This is a genomic window from Collinsella aerofaciens (genome assembly GCF_002736145.1).
Lineage (GTDB): Bacteria > Actinomycetota > Coriobacteriia > Coriobacteriales > Coriobacteriaceae > Collinsella > Collinsella aerofaciens_A.
Map to the genome: position 1 here is coordinate 1,685,345 of NZ_CP024160.1, position 21,383 is coordinate 1,706,727.

A 21,383-nucleotide genomic window follows, 5' to 3' on the forward strand; every position below is an offset into this window, starting at 1 on the left:
TTCGACCGAGTACTCAACGATAAGGAACGTTTCATGATTTTAGACACCGCGGCACCCGCAGAGGAGCTTCAAGACAAGCTATCGGCGCTCGAGCAGCTGCTTTTGGCATACGGGCGCGTGGCTATCGGGTTTTCCGGCGGCGTTGACAGCAGCTTTTTGGCCGCCGTATGCGCCCGCATCATGCCTACCAATACCCTCCTCGTCCATCTCACCACGCCGCTCATCGGCACGCCCGAGCAGGCTTCGTTTGAGCGGTCCGTTGATGGACAAGCCAATGAAGGGGCGCATTTTAAGCTCCCCGTGCTCAATCTTTCGGTCGATCAGCTGCAGCTCCCCCAAGTAGCCTGCAACGATGCCAATCGCTGCTACCACTGCAAGCACGCCGGCTTTACCGCCATCGTCAACCACGCCAAGTCGCTCGGCTTTCCCACCGTCATCGATGGCAGCAATGCAAGCGATCGCGGTGACTACCGCCCCGGCATGCGTGCGGCAGAAGAGCTCGGTGTGCGCTCGCCGCTTATGGAGGTCGGCTTTACCAAGGACGAAGAGCGCGAGCTGCTGCGCACATGGGGCTATCCCGTTTGGAGCCTGCCGGCGGGAGCCTGTCTTGCCACGCGCGTCCCCACGGGCGAGGAGCTTACGCGCGAGAAGGTCTCCCTGATTCGCGCCTGCGAGGATTACCTGCACGATCTTGATCTGGCACAGGTACGCGCGCGCTTGGTCGGCGGCTGCATGCATATCGAGGCCGCACCCGCAGATGTTGCCAAGATTGCCGCCCTCGGCGGTGCCGCCGTCGACGACAAGGGCAAGACCCCGCTGCCCGCCGCTATCGAGTCCGCGCTGCGCGAGCTGGGCTGCGGTCACATCTCCCCCGAGGTCACCCCCTACATCCACGGCAACATGAACCTGTAGGTTGCGCCGTTTTACAAACGGCGTAACTGCTCGGCGCTGCGCAGGCCCCGGACGCGGCAATCTGACGTTCAACTGCACGGGCGCGACCAAAAGGTCCGCGCACGCTTGTTTCACGTCACCTTGCCGCGCCCGGAACCTGCTCGCTCGCGTATGCTCAACCTGAACCACATTAATAGTTGCCGACCTTCCGAAAGGGGACAGGTTTATTTTGGCAGGTTTTATCTGAGGAAACGTCGAGCCCCACACGTCCCAACCATCGCAACCCCTTCTAGGGCAAATGGATCGATAGCGCGTCTCCCAATCTTTAAGTATTTGTTCGGTAAAGCGGCCCCTGCCGGCTCCTGCTAGACTGGTAGATTCCCAACCGTCCATCCAGGAGCCGCAATGTCGCGCAAGTCCGCCTACAAGCAAGTACTTTCCATCGGCACCGCCGTGGTGCTGGGGTTTGCGTTGTTCACAGGGTCGCTCGACGGAGCGCCCAAGTTGTTGTCGCCGCAAAGCGATGAGCAGGCGACGGCTCTGGCCGAAAAACAAAACGAGAGTCCCAGCCGCACCGACGACGAGGCAGACCTGGTTGCCCGGCTCGAATCGGGAACAGCAAGCTCCGAGGACTCCGGCGATGGCTCCGAATCCACCGCGACCAACACCAACGGCAACGTTGCCTCCGCGGACAGTGCCGCCACCCCCATCGACGAAGTGGAAAACCCAGATCTCAACCGCGCCCGCGGCGTATATCTCAGCAGCATTCCCGACTACGCCGGCAACCCCTACGTTGCCCTTCGCGCCGACAGCACGCACCCGCTCGGCACGCCATCATTCACGCTCGACGAATACGAGCGAGCTACCGAAGAGGGCTGCTTTAAGAAGTTCTCTAAGCTCGATAGCCTGGGCCGCACCCGCAAAGCGCTCGCCTGTGTGGGTCCCGAGTCGCTCGGTCAAGGCAAGCGCGGGGATATCTCGCGTATCCACCCCGCCGGATGGCACCAGCAGCGCTACGACTTTATTCCGGGTCAAAGCCTCTACAACCGCTGCCACCTTATCGCCTGGTCGCTCTGCGGCGAAAACGCCAACCGCAAGAATCTCCTCACCGGCACGCGCTATCTCAACGAAACGGGCATGCTGCCGTTTGAAGAGCAGATCCTCGACTACATCCACGACACAGGCAACCATGTGCTCTACCGCGTCACGCCCATGTACAACGAAGAGGAACTTGTCTGCCGTGGCGTGCGACTTGAGGCGCAATCGGTCGAGGACCACGGCAAGACGCTGTGCTTCCACGTATATTGCTACAACCTGCAGCCGCATGTGCAGATCGACTACTCCACCGGCCGCAACCAGGCCTCGGGTGATTAAGCCCCTAACCGCGACAAGAATCGATTTGCAGTCCCCAAGAGATCAAATGAGGCCGCCCCGGTTACCCGGGGCGGCCTTTTCGTCAGCACCTATATTGCAGGCAAAGCCACGCGCTACTTGGCGCGACCCTCCTCATAGCGCTCGACCAGCTTGGCCTGAACGTCATAGGGCACCTGCTCATAGCCCGCAGGCTTCATGGTAAAGTCGCCCGTGCCGCGCGTGATGGAGCGCAGACGCGTCGAGTAATCCGTCAGCTCGGCCAGCGGCGCCTGGGCAATGACCACGGTGTCGCCGCGCTCATCGGTCTCCATGCCCGTCACGCGACCGCGCGAGGCCGAGATGTCGCCCATCACAGCGCCGGCGTAGCTCTCGGGGATAGTCACCGTAATTTCCTCGATAGGCTCCAGCACCACTGGATCGGCATCGGCACACGCCTTGCGCAGGCCGATGCGAGCCGCCGCGCGGAACGCCATCTCGTTGGAGTCGACGCTGTGATACGAACCATCGTACACAGCCACGCGAATGCCCGTAAGCGGGTAGCCGGCAATGATGCCGTCCTTCATGGTCTCCTGGACACCCTTGTCCACGGCGGGGATGAGCGAGCGCGGGATGCGGCCGCCCACGACCTCGTCCACAAACTCATAGCCGTCGCTCGTGCCGTCGGGCCCGATGAGCGGCTCAACGCGCAGCCAGCAGTCGCCATACTGACCGGCACCGCCAGTCTGCTTCTTGTGGCGGCCCTGGGCACTCGCCGTGCGGCGGATGGTCTCGCGATACGGAATGCGGATCGGCACGCTCTTGGCCACGACCTTGGTACGATCCTCCAAACGGTTGAGTAGCACCGAAACCTGCGCCTCACCCACGGCGGAGATGATAGTCTGACCGGTCTCCTCGTCACGATCGATGCTCATGGTCGGATCAGCCTTGCACGCCTTCTCGATAAACGTGTAGAGCTTCTCCTCGTCCCCGCGATTCTCGGCCTCAATGGCGATGCGGTACTGCGAGTTGGGGAACTTAAACGCCGCCGCCTCGACCTTACCGGTAATGGAGAGCGTATCGCCCGTCTCGGCAGCCAGCTTGGGCGCCACGATGATGTCGCCGGCATAGGCGTGACCGACCTCGGTCATGTCGCGGCCGCACATCACATACAGGTGAGCCAGACGGTCGCTCTTGCGGGTACGTGCGTTGATGAGCTCAAGGCCCGGCTCAAGCGTGCCCGTCAGCACCTTGATAAAGCTGATGCGGCCCTGCTGCGGATCGGCCAGCGTCTTAAACACAAACGCCACCGGGCGGTCATCGTCGCTCGAAATCTTGAGCGAATCGCCGTCGATGAGCGGCATCTCGCCATAGTCGGTCGGTGCCGGGAAGTACGTTGCGATGTCGTCCATCAGTGAGTTGACGCCCTGCTCCTTAATGCAATCGCCCGCAAAGACCGGCACAAAGATGCGCTCGGCGATCGCCTTTGACAGCAGGCCTTCAAGCTCCTCCTGCGTCAGCGTCTCCTCGCCTTCCAGGTACTTCATCATCAGCTCGTCGTCGGCCTCGGCCACCAGCTCGCACAGATGGTCATGGGCCTCCTCGGCCTGGGCACGATACTCCTCGGGAATCTCCGACTCAACGGCTTCGGCGCCGTTGCAATGGCGCGCCTTCATGCGCACGAGGTCGATGATGCCGTCAAAGTCCTCGCCCTCGCCCCAGGGAAGGGTCACGGCGCCCAGGCGCGTACCAAAGCGCTCCTGCAGCAGGTCCATGGTGGTCGCAAAGCTGGCCTCGGAGCGCGACAGGCGGTTTACGAACACCGCACGCGCCAGGCGCAGGTCCTCGGCGGCATACCAGAGCTTAACCGTCGTAGGCTGCGGGCCGGCCTCGGCGTCGACCACAAACAGGGCCGTCTCGCAGACGCTCATCGCGGCAAAGGCGTCGCCGATAAAATCGGGATAGCACGGGGCATCGAGCACATTGATGCGAGCGCCCTTCCAGTCGATCGGCGCAATGGTCGTCGAAATGGAAAACGCACGCTTGACCTCTTCGGGGTCATAGTCGAGCGTGGGCTTGGTGCCGTCGTGGCCGCCCAGGCGGGCGGTCTTGCCGGAAAGGTGGAGCATGGCCTCGGCGAGTGAGGTCTTGCCCACCCCGCCTTGGCCTACGAGCACCACGTTCCTTACGTTACCGGTCTTGGGAGCACCCATGATGACCTCCTTGCAGGGCCGCGCGCAATGCGCGACGCCAACGGGGAGAGTTCGCGGTCGGTGCCGTCCCGGGAGCAGCATGGTCGGCAGCCGAGCCGACTCACCCTCCAAATGTCCTATGCCACCACCCTACCCTCACGGGCGGCTGTCCATGCATACCTTTCGGCACACGTATGAATACAGGCGGCGAGAGGAAGAGACAAGCTTGTGAGGCAATTATTGAACCCCGTCGATGTAAACAAAAAGCCGCCACAGACCGTAAGACCTGTGGCGGCTTCGCCTCGATTAATAGTTGAGTAAATACCTGAGCCTATCCCTCGATGCGGCTCAAGAACTCACGCGTGCGCCGCTCGCGCGGATGGTCGATGACCTGCTCGGCAGGACCCTCCTCGACAATACGACCGCCATCCATAAAGACCACGCGGTCGGCAACATCGCGCGCAAACTGCATTGCGTGGGTCACGATCACCATCGTCATGTTCTGCGCAGCGAGGTCCTTAATGACACGCAGCACCTCGGCCGTCAGCTCGGGATCGAGCGCCGAGGTCGGCTCGTCAAAGAACAGGATCTCCGGGTCGAGCGCTAGGGCGCGGGCAATACTCACGCGCTGCTGCTGACCGCCCGAAAGCTCACATGGCACCTTGTTCTCGTTTCCCGTCAGCCCCATTTGTGCAATCAACTCGTGAGCGCGGGCTTCCGCCTGCTCGCGCGGACGCTTAAGCACGCGAATCGGCGCATCGGTGATGTTTTTCATCACCGTATAGTGCGGGAACAGGTTGTAATTTTGGAACACCAGGCCGAATCGCGAGCGCGCCTGCTTGGGCACATCGCCCTTCGCATAGACCGCGCCCGAACCCGCATCCGTCGCAACGGCAAGGTCGCCAAACGAGAGCGAGCCTCCGTCGAGTGTCTCGAGCAGCGTGGCACACCGCAGCAGCGTAGACTTACCGCCACCCGAAGGCCCGATAATCGCCACGACCTCGCCACGCTTTACCTCGAGCGAGATATCCTTGAGCACCTCATTGCCGCCAAACGCCTTACGCGCGTTCGATATATTCATTACCGTTCCGGACACGGGAACCTCCATGTGTTTGAGAAGTCAGCGAGCGTGTGGATGACGAGACAATGTGCTTCGAAAGAGGAGCGCCGCGTACTTCTGTACGCAAGCGACGGCTTGAGAAGCAGATTGGCCGTCAGACACGCGCGCAGCGTCGAGCAGTCCGCCGTTCGTTAGAACGGCGGAACGATCTAGTCATGATAATAGTCCAGCTTCTTTTCGGCGGCGCCCAGCAGCATCTCGACCACAAAGTTAAAGACCCAGTAGATCAACGCCGCAATCGCAAACGGCACCATGCTCACCTGCGAGGCGACCAGCGCCTTGGCGGTCGAGAACATCTCACCCACGCCAATGGCAAACGCCAGCGACGTGTCCTTGACCAGTGTGATGATCTCGTTGCCCATCGCCGGCAGAATACGCTTGGCGACCTGCGGCATCACGATATACAGAAACGTCTGCAGACGCGAGTAGCCCAGCACCTCGGCGGCCTCATATTGACCACGCGGAATCGACTGCAGGCCCGAGCGATAGATCTCGGCAAAGTAGCCGGCGTAGTTGATGATGAACGCCACAACGCACGCCGTCCACTTGGAATCGGGCGTGAGCGAAATGCCGAATACGTAGTACGGGGCAAAGTAGATGGCAAACATCTGCAGCATGAGCGGCGTACCGCGCATGACCGAAATATAGATGCGCGCAATCCAGCGGAGCGGCGCAATTTTGCTCATGCGCATGAACGCCACGGGGATTCCCAGCGGAATCGACCCGAGCAGCGTCAGCACAAACAGCTGCAAGCTGACCAAGAATCCCTGGCCAAGCATCTGCATCATGACCTGAATAGACATTACTTGAGCACCCAATTATCGAAAGATAGACCATAGCTTGAATACTTATCGCACAGGTCCTTGACCGTGCCGTCCTCGTAGAGCGCCTTGAGCGACTCGGTTACAGCATCGGCCGACTTGGTGTCGCCCTTCTTAAAGCCGACGGCGTAGTGCTCGCTGGACAGCGGCTCATCAAGCTGCGTGTAAGCATCGGGCTTGGCGGCAAGCTGATACTGGGCAATCGAAAGGTCGCACGCCACGGCATCGACCGCACCACTCTCGAGCTGCATAAACGCCGTGTTGTACTCACCGATGGTATCGAGCGTGGCAAACGTTGCGGCCAGATCCTTCTGGTCGCCCTCGAGCACATCCTGCGCAGCGGAATCAGTCTGGGTAATCACGGTCTTGCCGGCAAGATCGTCCCAGCTCTTGATACCCGCGTCCTTCTTGACCACGAGCACCTGCTCATTGAGCATGTACGGCTCGGAGAACGTGTAGTCGTCCTCGCGGCCCTCCATGGTAAAGCCGTTCCAGATGCAGTTGATGGCGCCTGAGTTAAGCAGCGTATCCTTGGCGTCCCAGTCGATGGCCTCGTATTTGACCTCCCAGCCCTGCTTATCGGCAACAGCCTTGGCCAGATCGAGATCAAAGCCGGTGTACTCGCCATCGTCGCCCACAAAGCCGTACGGAGGATAGGACTTATCAAAGCCCACCACGAGCTTCTTGGACTCCGCGGCGCCCTTCACATCCTTGGCCGCGGCAGAACCAGCAGCGGAGCCCTTGCCGGCACCACCGCCGCAGCCGACAAGACCAAGGCCAAGCACCGTGGCAAGCGAGCCGGCTAGACCAACAAACTGACGACGAGACATATCGGTATTCATGGTATTCCCCCTCGATAGCACTTTAGTTAGGTAAAGTGAGTCATGTAACGTTCAGAATCATACACTTTAGCGTGATAGAGCACAAGGCGAGTTTGCCCGCCGCGTGAGGGGTGTGGGGGTTAAGTTTCCTGCTCTACAGTCCTGCTCACGACGGAGGCCACATTAAGTGGCCTCCTGTTCGTGCGGAACTCGCGATAAACTTAACCCCCACACCCCTCACGCGGCGGGCAACCGTCGTTGGGCTTATCACTGGCACGAATAAACCGCTTGCATATCGTCTGCTGGCTTGGCACGGTACAATACTTGCAGCTTAAATTTATGAATTAGTGGAGTTATTGATGGCAGAATCTCGTGCGGAGCGTAGGGCTCGTCGTGCTTTGGTGGAAGCGGCTGAGGGGTCAAAGGAGGAGAAATCTTCTACGAAATCCAAGTCTTCTAAAGCTGCAAAAAGCAAATCGACCAAGAGCAGGGCTAAGACCAAGCGTTCTGGCTCTCGTCGGGGCGGGGATAAGGCGCCTCAGGCTCGCCCCAAGCGCCCGCTTAACGATTCGGTTCCGTCCTCGCGTAAGGCCGTGGATCCCAAGTCGCCTTGTTCCATCATGCGGGCTTGTGGTGGGTGTACGGCGCTCAATCGTCCTTATAAGAAGCAGTTGGCGGCCAAGCAGGCTGCTATGGAGGAGCTGTTTGCTGAGCTCTGTGAGCGCGAGGGTGTTGCCGTGGATCCCATTCGCGGTATGGGTGTTACCCTGGGCGACCCGGGCAAGTATCCTGCGCCGCGTGGTTTTCGTCATAAGGCTGCCACACCGTTTGCTCCCGGTAAGGAGGGTGCTGTCCGCTGCGGCTTCTTTGAGCGCGGCACGCACAAGATCGTTGCCGTACCCGAGTGCCCTGTCGAGGCGCCGGGCGCTCGTCAGATTCTCAACGGCATCGCTCGCGAGGCCGAACGTCTGCACATTCCCGCCTTTAACGAAGACAAGCATCTGGGGCTGCTTCGCTATGCCGTCGTTCGCTGCGGCTGGCGCACCGACCAGATTATGGTCACCCTTGTGACCGCCCAGCGCGACTTACCACATGCACAGGAATTCTTTGAGGCCGTTGCCGCACTCGACCCGCACATCGTCGCCGTTGCGCAGAATATCAACGGCCGTCCCGGCAATGCCATCCTGGGCGAGGAGACCCGCATCGTCTATGGCGCCGAGTGCATGCGCGATCAGCTGCTCGGCTGCGAATTCGACATCTCCCCCACCGCGTTCTATCAGACTAATCCGCAGCAAACCGAGTTGCTCTACCGACTCGCCATTGACGGCATGAATTTGCAGCAGGGCGACGTACTCATGGATGCCTACTGCGGCAGCGGAACCATCGGTCTGTGCGCCGCAAAAGATGCCCAGGACAAAGGCGCCGGCATTATGCTGCTCGGTGTAGAGCGCAACCCCGCCGGCATTGCCGACGCACGTCGCAACGCCGGGCTCAACGGCCTCACCCGCAACGCGTGGTTTATGGCTGACGATGCCACTGACTACATCCTCGATGCCGCCGACAACAACGAGCGGATCGATGTCCTTTCCATCGACCCGCCACGCGCCGGCTCCACACCAGAGTTCCTCGAAGCCGCTTGCGCACTCAAGCCGCGCCGCATCACCTACATCAGCTGCAATCCCGTCACCCAAGAGCGCGACCTACACCAGCTCCTCGACGGTGGTTATCGCCTGCTCAAGATCACGCCGGTCGACATGTTCCCTCACACCGACCACACCGAGACCGTCGCGGTCCTCGAGCGCCGCTAATCCACCCCAGTAGATTTTTGGGACAAGAAGGGGACGACCCATCTGGGCCGCCCCCTTTACTTGGTTTATGAACGCCGTTACATGCCCTTGCGCAGGTCGCATACACCGGCCGCCGCCATCTCGCGCAGCAGCGTCTCGCGATCGCGCGTCACGATCAAATCCAGCGGGAAGTGAATCTCGTCGAGCATCTTGCGCGCGTGATCGAGCTTGCCGATGGCCATGCCAATGTGGGCATCGGTCGACACGCCAATGCCCACGCCCAGCTCGGCGCAGCGCTCGGCGATCTTGCGGCATACGGCCCAATGCTCGGTGTCGGCACCGTGCTCAAGACTATGGTTGTTGATCTCGATAATCTTGTGCTTGGCCTTAGCCGCCAACAGCACCTCGTCGATATCGAACGACACGCCCGAGCGCCCCGTGTGGCCCAGCATGAACACCTTGGGATGTTCTAAGGCATTGATATACATCTGGGTCGTTTGAGCCAGCGTCGCGCCCTCGGCAAACTGCGGATTCTGCACGCTTGCCACCAAATAATCCAAATTGCGCGTCACCAATTCGAACAGTGAGTGTTGACGACTGTACGAATCGCCGGCGATATCGAGGTCGACGGGAATATCCTCGCCAAACAAGCTGCCGTCCAGCGAAACGATATCGGCCTCGGCGCCGCGAAGCACCAGCACGCCGCTCCAAATGCGTGGCCAGATATCCTGGTTAATAAAGAATTGGAAACTGCGCAGGTCATTGGGACAAGGCGTAACCATCGAGCTTAAATGATCGGCGGAACCGAGCACCTGAAGGCCGCGCTCTGCCGCCCAATAGATGTTCTCCTCGATGGTTGAGTACGCATGCGCAGAGAACATCGTATGAGTATGAATATCACAAGAAAGAAGGTAGGGCATCGGGTCTCCTTGTCCAGTATGGCCGTCGCGTATATTCATTGTACGCATAGCTTTCGGCAGTCGTAAAACTGCTTCATCCCAATCACACAACGGCATAGACAACGGGGTCTGGCTTAAAACCAAACCCCGTTTCACGTAAAACATTGTAAGCAGAGCGCTTTACTTTCGACGATATTCGTCGGCCAGTTGCTTCCAGGCAGGCAACGAATTGACGATGGTCTCGTAGCTCACACAGTAGCCAAGGCGGAACCAGCCCGGCATGCCAAAACTATCCGAAGGCACCGCGAGCAGTTCGTACTTCTTCGCGCGCTCGCAGAAAGCGTTCGCATCGGGCTCCAGCGCCTTCACCCACAAGTAGAATGCACCATCCGGCTCAACATAGGTGTAGCCGTACTCCGCTAGTGCATCGGTAAGCGCGGTGCGGTTGCGCGCATAGGCCTCGACATCACTCGGCTCATCAATGCAGTCGATGATTACACGCTGGAAGAGGGCCGGTGCGCACACGAAGCCCAGCGTGCGGGCGGCACCGGCAACGGCCGGCATCAGGCGAGCAGCCTGCGGATTGGTATTGGGAACCAAAATCCAGCCCACGCGCTCGCCCGGTAGCGAAAGCGACTTGGAATACGAGTAGCACACCACGGTGTTCTCGTAGATCGAGGGCACCCAAGGCACCTCGGCGCCATAGACAATCTCACGATACGGCTCATCAGAGATGAGCATAATCGGATTCTCGGGATCGCGCTGAGCGTTAGCCTCGCGCAGAACATTGGCCAGTCGCGTCAGCGTGTCGCGTGTATATACGGCACCGGTCGGATTGTTGGGCGAGTCGATGATGACGGCAGCCGTCTTATCGGTAATCGCCTTGAGCACGTTACTCACGCTCAGCTGGAACGTATCTTCATCGGCGAGCGCCTCGATACACGTACAGCCGGCCTTCTCAATCCACACGCGATACTCCGGGAAGTACGGGGCGATAACAATGACCTCGTCACCCGGGTTCGTAACGGCATTGAGCGTGCAGGTGAGCGAAGCCGCGGCACCCACCGTCATAAAGACGTCCTTGCCCTCATAGCTCGTGCCAAAACGGCGGTTGAGCGACTCGGCCACGGCGGTACGGCACTGCGGCAGACCCGGTGCAGGCGTGTATCCATGCAGCTGGTCGCTCGGCAGCTCCAAGGCCTTCTTAATGGACTCAGCCACGGCGGCAGGTGCCGGAACGCTCGGGTTACCCAGTGAGAAATCGAACACGTTTTCCGCGCCGATCTGCGCTTTGCGCTCAAGGCCGTAGCTAAAGATCTCACGGATGATGGAGCTTTCCGCACCGCGAGCATACATAGTTTCGTTGATCATCTGTTCCCCTTTCGCATAGGCGCTATTGTACGCTTTAGCTGAGCAAAGTGCCGCAGCAATGTTGATTGGGGACAGACTTAAATGCGTGAAAACGCTCATTTAAGTCTGTCCCCAATCAACATATCGCTCAAAAGAAAAGCCTCCGCAGGTTTCCCCGCGGAGGCTTTCGCCACAAAGACTATTTTTCGTCGTCGGTGTCGGCACCGGCATTGACGGCACAGTCATCGCCGGCATCATCGGATGCGGCCTCTGCATCTTCCTGCATGGCCGCCTGCGCAAATGCCGCGGCGTCCGCCGCCAGCTCCTCCTCGCTCATACGAGGCGCGCGCTTCTTGGTCGGCATACCGGCCGCTTTGGCATTGCGCTCCTCCTTGGCCGCCAGGATATCGCCCTCGCGCTCAAGATAGGCATCCCACTCGTTGTCGAGCAGGGCGTTCACGGCGTCGCCTTCGACGGTCTCGCGCTCAAGCAGCACCTTCGCCATCAGATTGAGCTGATCGCGACGGGCATCCAAAATCTCGACCGCACGGCGATGGGCCTCGCGCATGATGCGCTGAACCTCGATATCGATGCGGCGCGCCGTCTCCTCGGAGTAATCCTGGTGATCGGCGTAATCGCGGCCCAGGAATACCTGATGCTGCGCCTCACCAAACACTTGCGTGCCCAGCTCCTCGCTCATGCCCAGGCGCGTGACCATCTCGCGCGCCATCTTAGTCGCGCGCTCCAGATCGTTGCTCGCGCCCGACGTGATGTCGTCGCACATGAGCTCCTCGGCAACGCGACCGCCCAAGAACACGGCGAGCTCGTCGAGCGTCTCGTTCTTGGTCTTGAGGAAGTGATCCTCCTGCGGAAGCTGCAACGTGTAGCCCAGAGCCTGGCCGCGGCTGACAATCGAAATCTTATGAACCGGATCGGAATGCTCCAAGATGTGGCCCACCAGGGCGTGACCGCTCTCGTGGTAAGCAATCGTGGTGCGCTCGGCTTCGGTCATCACGCGGCCCTTGCGTTGCGGTCCGGCAATCACACGCTCCATCGACTCCTCGACCTCGTCCATCGAGATCACAGAACGATGACGGCGAGCGGCCAGCAGCGCAGACTCGTTGAGCAGGTTCGCCAAATCGGCACCAGTAAAGCCAACGGTCATCTGGGCGAGCTTCTCAAACTTAACGTCCTCGTCCATCGGCTTGTTCTCAGCATGCACGCGCAAGATCTGCTCGCGGCCCTTTACGTCCGGGCGGTCAACCGTGACTTGGCGGTCAAAACGGCCGGGACGCAGCAACGCCGGATCCAGAATGTCGGGACGGTTGGTCGCGGCGATCAGGATGACCGACTCGCTTTCCTCAAAACCGTCCATCTCGACCAGCAGCTGGTTGAGCGTCTGCTCGCGCTCGTCGTGGCCGCCGCCCAAACCGGCTCCGCGCTGACGTCCCACGGCATCGATCTCGTCAATAAAGATGATCGACGGAGCCTGAGACTTGGCCTCCTTAAAAAGGTCGCGCACGCGGCTGGCGCCGACGCCCACGAACATCTCGACAAAGTCAGAGCCCGAGATGCTAAAGAACGGCACGCCCGCCTCGCCGGCAACGGCCTTGGCCAGCAACGTCTTACCGGTACCCGGAGGACCCACCAGCAACACGCCGCGGGGAATCTTGGCGCCCAGCTTGCGATAGCGGTCCGGGTCGCTCAAGAAATCGCGAATCTCTTCGAGCTCCTCGACCGCCTCATCCACGCCAGCGACATCCTCAAACTTGACCTTGGGACGCGTAGCCTCGTTGGTCTTGGCATTGGTCTTGCCAAACTGCATGTTCCTGTTGTTGGCACCCATCATCTGGCGCATAAAGTAGAACATGATGGCGATCAAGGCAATCGTCGGAAGCACACTCACCGCCAAGTCGCCCCAAAAATCGGGATCGTTGGTGTTGACGATGTACTTGGTATCGGGGTGCTCCGCCATGAGCTCGGCAAGCGAATCGGAACCGACATAGGTCGAGGAAAAGCTCTTGAGCTCGCTCGTGTCGCCCTTGTCCTTTTTCGTCTTCCAGTAATGACCCGTCACGCTTCCGTCCTGAACCGTATAGGTCAGATCTTCGACGCGATCCTGCTTGATGGCGCTGACCATCTCGCTCGTCGCGAGCTTTACGGTATTGCTGGAATTGGCAAAGCCGGAGCCCATGTTAAAGAAGGCGTAGCCCAGAAGCGCGCAAGCCAAAATAAAATACAGCCAGCCCGTACGCGTGGGCTTCTTGCCTCCGGGCATCCCCGGGATCTTAGGCTCCCGGGGAGTCTGGGAATTGTTATCGTTACGGTCGTCGGGCATCTTACGAATAAACCTCCGGTTTCAAAATGCCCAGATACGGAAGGTTACGATAGCGCTCGGCATAGTCGAGGCCGTAGCCCACCACGAAGGCATCGGGGCAATGGGTTCCAACATACTTGGGCGTGACGGCCGAGGTACGGTCCTCAACGTCCTTCCACAGGAAGGCGGCGACCTCCAGAGAAGCGGGCTTGCGGCTCTCGAGGTTCTTCATCAGGTACTTGAGCGTCAGGCCCGAGTCCAGAATGTCCTCGACGATCAGCACGTCGCGACCGCGGATGTCGATATCCAGGTCCTTAATGATACGCACGATGCCCGAAGACTTCACACCGTCGCCATAGCTCGAAACAGCCATGAAATCGATGTTGGTCGGCAGCTCGATCTTGCGCATCAGGTCGCCCATAAAGACCACGGCGCCGCGCAGGACCGCAATCAGTACCAGATCCTTACCCGCGTAGTCGCGCGTAATCTGCTCGCCTAGGCGAGAGACGATACCGTCGATATCCTCCTGCGTAAACAGAACCTTCTCGATATCCGGATGTTGAGAAGCCATGACAACCCTTTCTTGTGCTTATCGCCCACACACCGCCGTATGGACGCGAACTACACATTCTAGCAGCGCACGGGGTATATTTTCCAGCCCGCGCACCATCAGTGCGGGAATACCGTCAACGCCGCACAGAAAAGCTGGTGCGAGGGGCTAATCCGCATCAACCACGCGAAGCAGATAGGCCACGCGCGTCGCCGCCGTGCACTTAAAACGTTCGTCCGCGCGAACGCCCGCGACCCATACTACGGCACCTCCCGGAGCCGTTCTTACCACGGGTACGCCAGAGCGGTCTGAAACAGGAATACGCGCCTCGTTCAACAGGTCTGACACTTTCTTGCTTCGACCGTTCATCCCCAACGGGCACATCACGTCTCCCGGCACAGGGCTATCCACCCACAGGCGCGCCAATCGCGCCTCGGCGGGAATCTCCCCACGCGAGCCCGCCAGGATCCGCTCGCTATCGCTGTCGGCAAAACCCAGGGCAGCCGCGTCTACCAAAGCTGTCGCTTCCCCGGCAGCCGCAAGCTCACGGGCGCGGCGCACGATATCGCATCCCGGCTCAACGGCCATCGGTTCTGTGACCAGCATACGTCCCCCGCCCAACGGCAAGCGACCGGGTACGGTAACCCAGTCCGCGACCAGGCCCTCGCGAGCCACCGGCGCCTTGAACGCCAGCATGCCAAACTCCACACGGGCATCAATTCCCGCAGGAAGCGTTACCGAGCCCGAGCCCGCAGCGACACAGGAGAGCACGCGCTCCACGTGCCGCATCTCCGGTCGCGCGTCGGGATCGATGCGCTTAATCGCCAACCGCACGATACGCCGTGCAATCACAACCTCAGCGGCGGCAAGACGGCGCGCATCGAGCACCAGTGCGCCCGCCGCTTCCTTGCGCAGGCAACTTCGAAACGACTGTGCCGAAAGCTGGGAAAGAAAGGCGTCTTCGTCGCCCAGAATTTCGCAAGCGGCGCCAATCGTCTTACAGACGTTCGTGTTGCGCTGCGCCACCACCGGCATCACCCGATGGCGCACATAGTTACGCAGGTACGAAACGTCCTCGTTGCTTTCATCTTCCCGCCATGGCTGACCGTGCACCTGCAGATAGCTCACGAGCTCATCATGCGTGAGGTCGAGCAAGGGGCGCACCACAATGTTCCGACGTCGTGGAATGCTTGATAGACCCGCGGGACCCGACCCTTTAATGGCATTCATCAAAAATGTTTCCGCGCGGTCCGACGAGGTATGCGCGGTACAGATACGAGCCGCCGTCCGCGGTGCGCCCGATTCGGCACAAAGTTCGCGAACATATCTCCGTGCCGCGGCATAGCGCACCTCGCGGGCCGCGGCCTCGATATTGCCCGATTCGTCATCAAAATAGGCATGCTCAACGCACAGCGGCAAGCCGTATTGCACGCACAAATCACGTACAAAGGTCTCGTCGCCATCGGATGCCTCCCCGCGCAGATGATGGTTCACATGCAGCACGTGCAAACGCTCGCGTGCAATGGAAGCGATGCCGCGCCCGTCCTGGATATCCAGCTTTGATGTGCAAGCCATAAGGAGCAGCGCCGTCGAGTCCGCACCGCCTGATACCATGAGCACTACGGGGGCAGCGGTCTGCCGCGTTGCCAGAACGTTCTTATCCGTCCTCGGCGCGGCATGATGTCCATAGTGCTGAGATACCGTTGGCATTCGCTTCCTCCTCTATTCGTCCGCACCCATTGTATCCTTTGGAATCTTATGTCTCGCCTGCACCTTCATATCCTCGGCAGCGGCTCAAAAGGCAACTGCGCACTCGTCGAGGGGCCTCAGGGGCTCATCATGATCGATAACGGCCTGTCCCGCCGCGAGACACTTAAACGCATGGCGGAGCTTGGCCTCTCGGCAGACGACGTCGCCGCTCTTGTAATCACTCATGAGCATGGAGACCATATCAAGGGGCTCGATGTATGGTGCAAGCACTGGCATGGCCCCCTCTTTGCCAGTAGGGACACCCTTTCATGCAAAGAAAACCTCGCACACCTGCCCGTGGAGGAATTTGACCCCGGTGACACGCTCCCCATTGTCGGCATCCAGGTACAAACCTACTCAACATCGCACGATGTCATCAATCCTGTCGGCTATCGATTCAATGCTCTCGATGATTCCATTGGGTTTGCCACCGACACCGGAGAGTTGTCGAGCAAGGCCATAGGCATCCTCAAAGACTGTCGAGTTCTCGCGCTCGAAAGCAACCACGATGTAACTATGTTGCGCGAAGGACCGTACCCACGCTTTCTTCAGGAGCGCATCCTGTCCACAAAGGGGCATCTCTCCAACAACCAGGCCGCCGATGCCGCGCGCGAACTTGTTACCGATCGCACCGAACAGCTCATCGCCATGCATATCAGCCAGGACAATAATCGTCCAAGCCTTACCGTCAAAAGCTATGCCAACGCGCTTGATGCGAGTCTCGATGATGAACTCGGCAGCTCAGCCACCTGTCTTCAAGGGCCACGGAAGCTCTCGATACGCCCTGCAAGTCAGTATCAACCGACAACTATTCAATAGCCCACTCAAGACAACAAAAGGGGGCTGGGAATCACTTCCCAGCCCCCTTAATTCATACTCTCGATTGAAGCAGAGCCATCGTTAGTCGATAGAAATCTTCGTGACGTTCTTCTTCTCGACAATCTTAGGAACCGTAACGGTCAGGATGCCGTCAGCATACTTAGCCGAAAGGCCCTCGCTCGAAGCGTCCTTCAGATACACGCCGCGCGTCGCGCTGTACGAGCCGAACTCCTTCTGGAGGAAGTTCTTGCCCTCGTTTTCGGCGCTCTCCTCGACGTTCACACTGATCGACAGGCGACCCTCATTGAGCTCGACGTCGATGTCATCCTTGGCGACACCGGTCAGATACGCCTTGACCTCGTAGCCATCGCCCTTGTCCTCGACGTCAACGGGGAACGCCTTGGAGGCAATCGAGCTATTCGCCAGGTCGGTCATGTCATCAAACAAATCGAACAGCGAACTTGCAGAAGGACGGACGCCAAAAACCGAACGATAAGGAACCATGCTTGCCATGTTTACCACTCCTTGTAAGGACTGCCGAGCCATCTTCTAGGTGACTGGGACTTCTTTTGACGCTCTTATATATGCCCAGCCGCTTCTTATATATACATCGACTATAAAGTTTTTTAAGTCTATTGATATAAGCATATCTAAGTCTGGTTGACTAAGGTTTTGTCTAATAAACGGAATTTGAACGAAGGCTTAAATAATGTATGCAATCCCATCAAAACTAGACGGCTGGCTTACAATGGGCGCATACACGATATTGATGACGAACTAAGGGCATCATGGACGATCAAAAACAGGACAACACGTTTATGCCGGAGCAGGACGAAGCATCCAGCCCGCAACCGATTCGATTCCATCGCCCCCACATCTCGCAAGAGCCCATCAATGACTCAGAGCCCGAATATGTGACAAGAAACCGATATCAAACACTCGAAGATGCGCAAACGGGGCACAAACATATGGGCGTCGCCTCGGGAGACCCTGTATATCTGAAAGACGCACCATTATCTAAATACAGCGTAGCTAGTGATGAGCCGATGAAAGCATCCGCCGCTCATCAACAAAGAGGGCCTCGACCCAAGCAAACCTTGACGCATTCGGCTCGCTATCTCGAAACGCCAAAACAGGGAAAATCAATCTTCGTTTCGTCAAGTAAACGACGCAAGCAACATCGACTGACAATCCTGCTTTTGATCATTGCGGCCATAGCAGTTGCCCTCGTTATTCGATTTATTTTCTTTAAATAAAAGCTCAATACCAAAAACGATAAGATCATCTGGTGTAATTGAGTCATTTACGCCCGGTAAACGAAAAAAGGGGGAGGCCGCGAGGCCTCCCCCTTCTCAGTTCAAGCGTACGGCTCGGTGCCGTCCACCGGTCAGCGGCGCCCTGGCCTCCCACGGGCTGACCCCGCAGTACTCTCGGCGCGATGGGGCTTAGCTTCCGGGTTCGGAACGGGACCGGGCGTGCCCCCCATGCTCTGGCCGCTGACCGGTGGGCGGCGCCCACCGTTACGGTGTCCGGTGTCTACTCACGTGCCCTGGGGGCCGCATGGCGCATAGGAAAGTATGACTCGGGGGCATCCTCGTGCCCGGACCGCGCGCATGAGCGCTCAGTCCCGCGGGCCGCGAGGTGCGGTTCCGGAAGAGCTCGGGCGATTAGTGCGGCTCGGCTGAGGCTGTCGCCAGCCTTGCACCTGCCGTCTATCGACCAGGTAGTCTACCTGGGCCCTTACCGGAAGGAGAACTAATCCCTGGAACGGCTTCCCGCTTAGATGCCTTCAGCGGTTATCCGCGCCGCACGCGGCTACCCGGCCGTGCCGTTGGTCGACAACCGGTTCACCGGAGGTGCGTCCACCCCGGTCCTCTCGTACTGGGGGCAGCCTCCATCGATTCTCCTGCGCCCACGGAGGATAGGGACCGAACTGTCTCACGACGTTCTGAACCCAGCTCGCGTACCGCTTTAAACGGCGAACAGCCGTACCCTTGGGACCTGCTCCAGCCCCAGGATGCGATGAGCCGACATCGAGGTGCCAAACCTTGCCGTCGATGTGGACTCTTGGGCAAGATCAGCCTGTTATCCCCGGAGTACCTTTTATCCGTTGAGCGACGGCCCACCCACTCGGGGCCGCCGGATCACTAGAGCCTGCTTTCGCACCTGCTCGGCTTGTGGGCCTCGCAGTCAAGCCCGCTTGTACTCTTGCATTCAAAAGGACGGTTGCCGACCGTCCCGAGCGGACCTTCGCGCGCCTCCGTTACCCTTTAGGAGGCGACCGCCCCAGTCAAACTGCCCGCCTGGCACGGTCCCCGAGCCGGTTGACGGCCTCGGGTTAGGACGCCGGTCGCGCGAGGGCAGTATTCCAAGGGCGGCTCCCCGGGGGCTGGCGCCTCCGGATCTGTGCCTCCTGCCTATCCTCTACACGCGGGACCAGCGGCCAATGCCAAGCTGCAGTGAAGGTTCACGGGGTCTTTCCGTCCTTCCGCGGGTAAGTCGCATCTTCACGACCAGTGCAATTTCACCGGGTCCATGGTCGAGACAGCGCCCAAGTCGTTGCGCCTTTCGTGCAGGTCGGAACTTACCCGACAAGGAATTTCGCTACCTTAGGACCGTTATAGTTACGGCCGCCGTTTACCGGGGCTTGGCTTCGGGGCTTCGCCTTGCGGCTAACCCCTCCGCGTGACCTTCCGGCACCGGGCAGGCGTCAGACCCTATACGTCGCCTTGCGGCTTCTGCAGAGTCCTGTGTTTTTGGTAAACAGTCGCTTGGGCCTCTCCACTGCGGCCCGCCTCCGCTCCCCGGGCAAGCCGGTTCACGTACGCGCGGGCACCCCTTCTCCCGAAGTTACGGGGCCATTGTGCCGAGTTCCTTGACCATGGTTGACCCGATCGCCTCGGTATGTTCTACCCACCCACCTGTGTCGGTTTGCGGTACGGGCGCGCACGCGCCTGCCTAGGGGTTTTTCTAGGGACCTCGGGCTCACTCGCTTCGCTCAATCGCTTCGTCCGGAGCCTCGCCCTCGTGCGGACCGGATTTCCCTGGTCCGCGGGCCGCGCTCCATCACGGGGACGTCCAGAACCCCGCCGAGCCACCCCCATCCGTCGCCCCGTCGGTCGTAGCGCCGCGTGCGCGGTGCAGGAATGTCTGCCTGCTGCGCGTCGGCTACGCCTACCGGCCTCGCCTTAGCCCCCGACTGACCCTGGGAGGATTAGCCTTGCCCAGGAAACCTCGGGTTCACGGCGGACGAGTTACTCTCTCGTCTCTCGCTACTCATGCCAGCATTCTCACTCCCATGCGCTCCACCGTCGGTCGCCCTCCGGCTTCTCCGCCCATGGGAAGCTCCCCTACCGATTCTACTTAGGTAAAATCCCGCCGCTTCGGTGTCCAGCTTAGCCCCGTGTATTGTCGGCGCATGTCCACTCGACCAGTGAGCTGTTACGCACTCTTTGAATGCATGGCTGCTTCTAAGCCAACATCCTGGTTGTCTGGGCGGACGCACATCCTTTGCCACTCGGCTGGAACTTGGGGACCTTAGCGGGCGGTCCGGGCTGTTTCCCTCTCGAGCACACAGCTTAGCCCACATGCTCTGACTGCCGCGCTCTGGGCCGCCGGCATTCGGAGTTCGGTTGGATTCGGTAGGCGGCGAAGCCCCCTCGTCCATCCGGTGCTCTACCTCCGGCGGTGAACGCGCGACGCTAGCCCTAAAGCTATTTCGGGGAGAACGAGATATCTCCGGGTTTGATTGGCCTTTCACCCCTATCCGCAGGTCATCGCCGCCGTTTTCAACCGACGTGCGTTCGGCCCTCCACGGGGTCTTACCCCCGCTTCAGCCTGCCCACGGATAGCTCACCCGGCTTCGCGTCCGCGGCGCGGGACTCAAGTCGCCCTGTTAAGGCTCGCTTTCGCTCCGGCTCCCTTTCGGTTAACCTCGCCCCGCGCCAGCGACTCGCTGGCTCATTCTACAAAAGGCACGCCGTCACACCACAAGGGTGCTCCGACTGCTCGTGGGCGCACGGTTTCAGGTACTGTTTCACTCCCCTCCCGGGGTGCTTTTCACCTTTCCCTCACGGTACTGGTGCGCTATCGGTCACAGGGTAGTACTCAGGCTTGGATGGTGGTCCACCCAGGTTCGGACCGGGTTTCACGTGCCCGGCCCTACTCAGGGACCGCGTCGCGCCGTCCGGTCTGGGTTCGCGTACGGGGCTGTCACCCGCTGCGGCCGGCCCTCCCATGCCGTTCCGCTCCCCAGCCGGACCTGCGCCCGGGGGCGGCAGCCCCCGGATGCGCGGCCCTGCAACCCCGTCGGCGGAACCCCTGCCGGGTATGCCCGCTCGACGGTTTGGCCATCGGTCCCCTTTCGCTCGCCGCTACTCGGGGAGTCTCGAGATTGATTTCCTCTCCTCCGGGTACTTAGATGTTTCAGTTCCCCGGGTTGTCCTCCCCCCGCCTATGTGTTCAGCGGGGGGATATGCACACTGCTGTGCATGGGTTCGCCCATTCGGAGACCCCCGGGTCGAAGGATGTGTGCTCCTCGCCGGGGATTATCGCAGCTTGCCGCGTCCTTCATCGGCTCCCTGTGCCAAGGCATCCGCCGTGCGCCCGTGGTATCTTGCGGGACCGCATCGGGCCCGCGGGATATCCACGTGTCGCTAATTAAGTCAATTAATCGATATCATGAATAGCGCTCGTATGTCGCAATTCGGGTATCTCA

General features: G+C 59.9%; 15 protein-coding genes and 2 rRNA genes. 5 read left to right on the plus strand and 12 right to left on the minus strand.

Annotated features, from left to right (window positions below):
• Window positions 1–33: 33 nt before the first annotated feature.
• Together larE and CSV91_RS07375 are read left to right on the plus strand one after the other, a co-directional pair.
• Complete coding sequence (gene larE / locus CSV91_RS07370) at window positions 34–912, plus strand: ATP-dependent sacrificial sulfur transferase LarE (protein ID WP_099432379.1); 879 nt, start codon at window positions 34–36, stop codon at window positions 910–912.
• Between the two features lie 384 nt (window positions 913–1,296).
• Window positions 1,297–2,265: a DNA/RNA non-specific endonuclease gene (locus CSV91_RS07375; protein ID WP_099432380.1), complete on the plus strand. Its 969-nt coding sequence runs from the start codon at window positions 1,297–1,299 to the stop codon at window positions 2,263–2,265.
• A 113-nt stretch (window positions 2,266–2,378) separates the two neighbouring features.
• On the opposite strand, the gene CSV91_RS07380 is transcribed toward CSV91_RS07375, so the two are convergent.
• From CSV91_RS07380 to CSV91_RS07395, 4 genes are all read right to left on the minus strand, one after another.
• A complete protein-coding gene (locus CSV91_RS07380; protein WP_040359539.1) occupies window positions 2,379–4,454 on the minus strand; it encodes an elongation factor G in 2,076 nt (691 codons plus the stop codon).
• A gap of 310 nt (window positions 4,455–4,764) precedes the next feature.
• Window positions 4,765–5,529, minus strand: coding sequence for an amino acid ABC transporter ATP-binding protein (locus CSV91_RS07385; protein ID WP_269148480.1), 765 nt, complete (start codon window positions 5,527–5,529; stop codon window positions 4,765–4,767).
• A gap of 173 nt (window positions 5,530–5,702) precedes the next feature.
• Complete coding sequence (locus CSV91_RS07390) at window positions 5,703–6,356, minus strand: amino acid ABC transporter permease (protein WP_099432382.1); 654 nt, start codon at window positions 6,354–6,356, stop codon at window positions 5,703–5,705.
• A complete protein-coding gene (locus tag CSV91_RS07395; RefSeq protein ID WP_099432383.1) occupies window positions 6,356–7,216 on the minus strand; it encodes a transporter substrate-binding domain-containing protein in 861 nt (286 codons plus the stop codon). The genes CSV91_RS07390 and CSV91_RS07395 overlap by 1 nt, the downstream gene beginning before the upstream one ends.
• A 572-nt stretch (window positions 7,217–7,788) precedes the next feature.
• On the opposite strand from CSV91_RS07395, the gene rlmD reads away from it, so the two are divergent.
• Window positions 7,789–9,003, plus strand: a complete 1,215-nt coding sequence (gene rlmD / locus CSV91_RS07400) for a 23S rRNA (uracil(1939)-C(5))-methyltransferase RlmD (RefSeq protein ID WP_331219376.1) — start codon at window positions 7,789–7,791, stop codon at window positions 9,001–9,003.
• Between the two features lie 77 nt (window positions 9,004–9,080).
• Here the strand turns inward: rlmD and CSV91_RS07405 are convergent, their stop codons facing one another.
• From CSV91_RS07405 to tilS, 5 genes are all read right to left on the minus strand, one after another.
• Window positions 9,081–9,902 carry a phosphatase gene (locus tag CSV91_RS07405; protein WP_099432385.1) on the minus strand — a complete coding sequence of 274 codons (822 nt, stop codon included), beginning with the start codon at window positions 9,900–9,902 and terminating at the stop codon, window positions 9,081–9,083.
• A gap of 159 nt (window positions 9,903–10,061) precedes the next feature.
• Window positions 10,062–11,252, minus strand: coding sequence for a pyridoxal phosphate-dependent aminotransferase (locus tag CSV91_RS07410; protein ID WP_099432386.1), 1,191 nt, complete (start codon window positions 11,250–11,252; stop codon window positions 10,062–10,064).
• Between the two features lie 178 nt (window positions 11,253–11,430).
• The gene (gene ftsH / locus CSV91_RS07415) at window positions 11,431–13,509 is read right to left on the minus strand and encodes an ATP-dependent zinc metalloprotease FtsH (protein WP_269148481.1); all 2,079 of its coding nucleotides are present in this window, start codon (window positions 13,507–13,509) and stop codon (window positions 11,431–11,433) included.
• Window positions 13,510–13,570: 61 nt separating this feature from the next.
• Complete coding sequence (hpt, locus tag CSV91_RS07420; RefSeq protein ID WP_055251779.1) at window positions 13,571–14,119, minus strand: hypoxanthine phosphoribosyltransferase; 549 nt, start codon at window positions 14,117–14,119, stop codon at window positions 13,571–13,573.
• A gap of 147 nt (window positions 14,120–14,266) precedes the next feature.
• Window positions 14,267–15,808 (minus strand): tRNA lysidine(34) synthetase TilS, encoded by a 1,542-nt coding sequence (gene tilS / locus CSV91_RS07425; RefSeq protein WP_172622465.1) that lies wholly within the window; start codon window positions 15,806–15,808, stop codon window positions 14,267–14,269.
• A 48-nt stretch (window positions 15,809–15,856) separates the two neighbouring features.
• Between tilS and CSV91_RS07430 the strand changes: the two genes are divergently transcribed.
• Window positions 15,857–16,666: an MBL fold metallo-hydrolase gene (locus tag CSV91_RS07430; protein ID WP_099432388.1), complete on the plus strand. Its 810-nt coding sequence runs from the start codon at window positions 15,857–15,859 to the stop codon at window positions 16,664–16,666.
• Between the two features lie 81 nt (window positions 16,667–16,747).
• Here CSV91_RS07430 and CSV91_RS07435 read toward each other — a convergent pair whose 3' ends face one another.
• Window positions 16,748–17,179 (minus strand): Hsp20/alpha crystallin family protein, encoded by a 432-nt coding sequence (locus CSV91_RS07435; RefSeq protein ID WP_099432389.1) that lies wholly within the window; start codon window positions 17,177–17,179, stop codon window positions 16,748–16,750.
• 275 nt (window positions 17,180–17,454) lie between these two features.
• Between CSV91_RS07435 and CSV91_RS07440 the strand changes: the two genes are divergently transcribed.
• Window positions 17,455–17,922 carry a hypothetical protein gene (locus CSV91_RS07440; protein WP_099432390.1) on the plus strand — a complete coding sequence of 156 codons (468 nt, stop codon included), beginning with the start codon at window positions 17,455–17,457 and terminating at the stop codon, window positions 17,920–17,922.
• 129 nt (window positions 17,923–18,051) lie between these two features.
• Here CSV91_RS07440 and rrf read toward each other — a convergent pair.
• Both rrf and CSV91_RS07450 read right to left on the minus strand, forming a co-directional pair.
• Window positions 18,052–18,167, minus strand: a 5S ribosomal RNA gene (gene rrf, locus CSV91_RS07445).
• Window positions 18,168–18,313: 146 nt separating this feature from the next.
• Window positions 18,314–21,287: ribosomal RNA gene (locus tag CSV91_RS07450) — 23S ribosomal RNA — on the minus strand.
• Window positions 21,288–21,383: the final 96 nt, after the last annotated feature.

Bases quoted from the DNA above. Each gene is read 5' to 3' on its own strand.
- tilS (WP_172622465.1), bottom strand. From the start codon at position 15,808: ATGCCAACGGTATCTCAGCACTATGGACATCATGCCGCGCCGAGGACG.
- CSV91_RS07430 (WP_099432388.1), top strand. From the start codon at position 15,857: ATGTCTCGCCTGCACCTTCATATCCTCGGCAGCGGCTCAAAAGGCAAC.
- CSV91_RS07380 (WP_040359539.1), bottom strand. From the start codon at position 4,454: ATGGGTGCTCCCAAGACCGGTAACGTAAGGAACGTGGTGCTCGTAGGC.
- CSV91_RS07410 (WP_099432386.1), bottom strand. From the start codon at position 11,252: ATGATCAACGAAACTATGTATGCTCGCGGTGCGGAAAGCTCCATCATC.
- CSV91_RS07405 (WP_099432385.1), bottom strand. From the start codon at position 9,902: ATGCCCTACCTTCTTTCTTGTGATATTCATACTCATACGATGTTCTCT.
- larE (WP_099432379.1), top strand. From the start codon at position 34: ATGATTTTAGACACCGCGGCACCCGCAGAGGAGCTTCAAGACAAGCTA.
- CSV91_RS07390 (WP_099432382.1), bottom strand. From the start codon at position 6,356: ATGTCTATTCAGGTCATGATGCAGATGCTTGGCCAGGGATTCTTGGTC.
- CSV91_RS07395 (WP_099432383.1), bottom strand. From the start codon at position 7,216: ATGAATACCGATATGTCTCGTCGTCAGTTTGTTGGTCTAGCCGGCTCG.
- CSV91_RS07440 (WP_099432390.1), top strand. From the start codon at position 17,455: ATGGACGATCAAAAACAGGACAACACGTTTATGCCGGAGCAGGACGAA.
- CSV91_RS07375 (WP_099432380.1), top strand. From the start codon at position 1,297: ATGTCGCGCAAGTCCGCCTACAAGCAAGTACTTTCCATCGGCACCGCC.
- CSV91_RS07435 (WP_099432389.1), bottom strand. From the start codon at position 17,179: ATGGCAAGCATGGTTCCTTATCGTTCGGTTTTTGGCGTCCGTCCTTCT.
- hpt (WP_055251779.1), bottom strand. From the start codon at position 14,119: ATGGCTTCTCAACATCCGGATATCGAGAAGGTTCTGTTTACGCAGGAG.
- ftsH (WP_269148481.1), bottom strand. From the start codon at position 13,509: ATGCCCGGAGGCAAGAAGCCCACGCGTACGGGCTGGCTGTATTTTATT.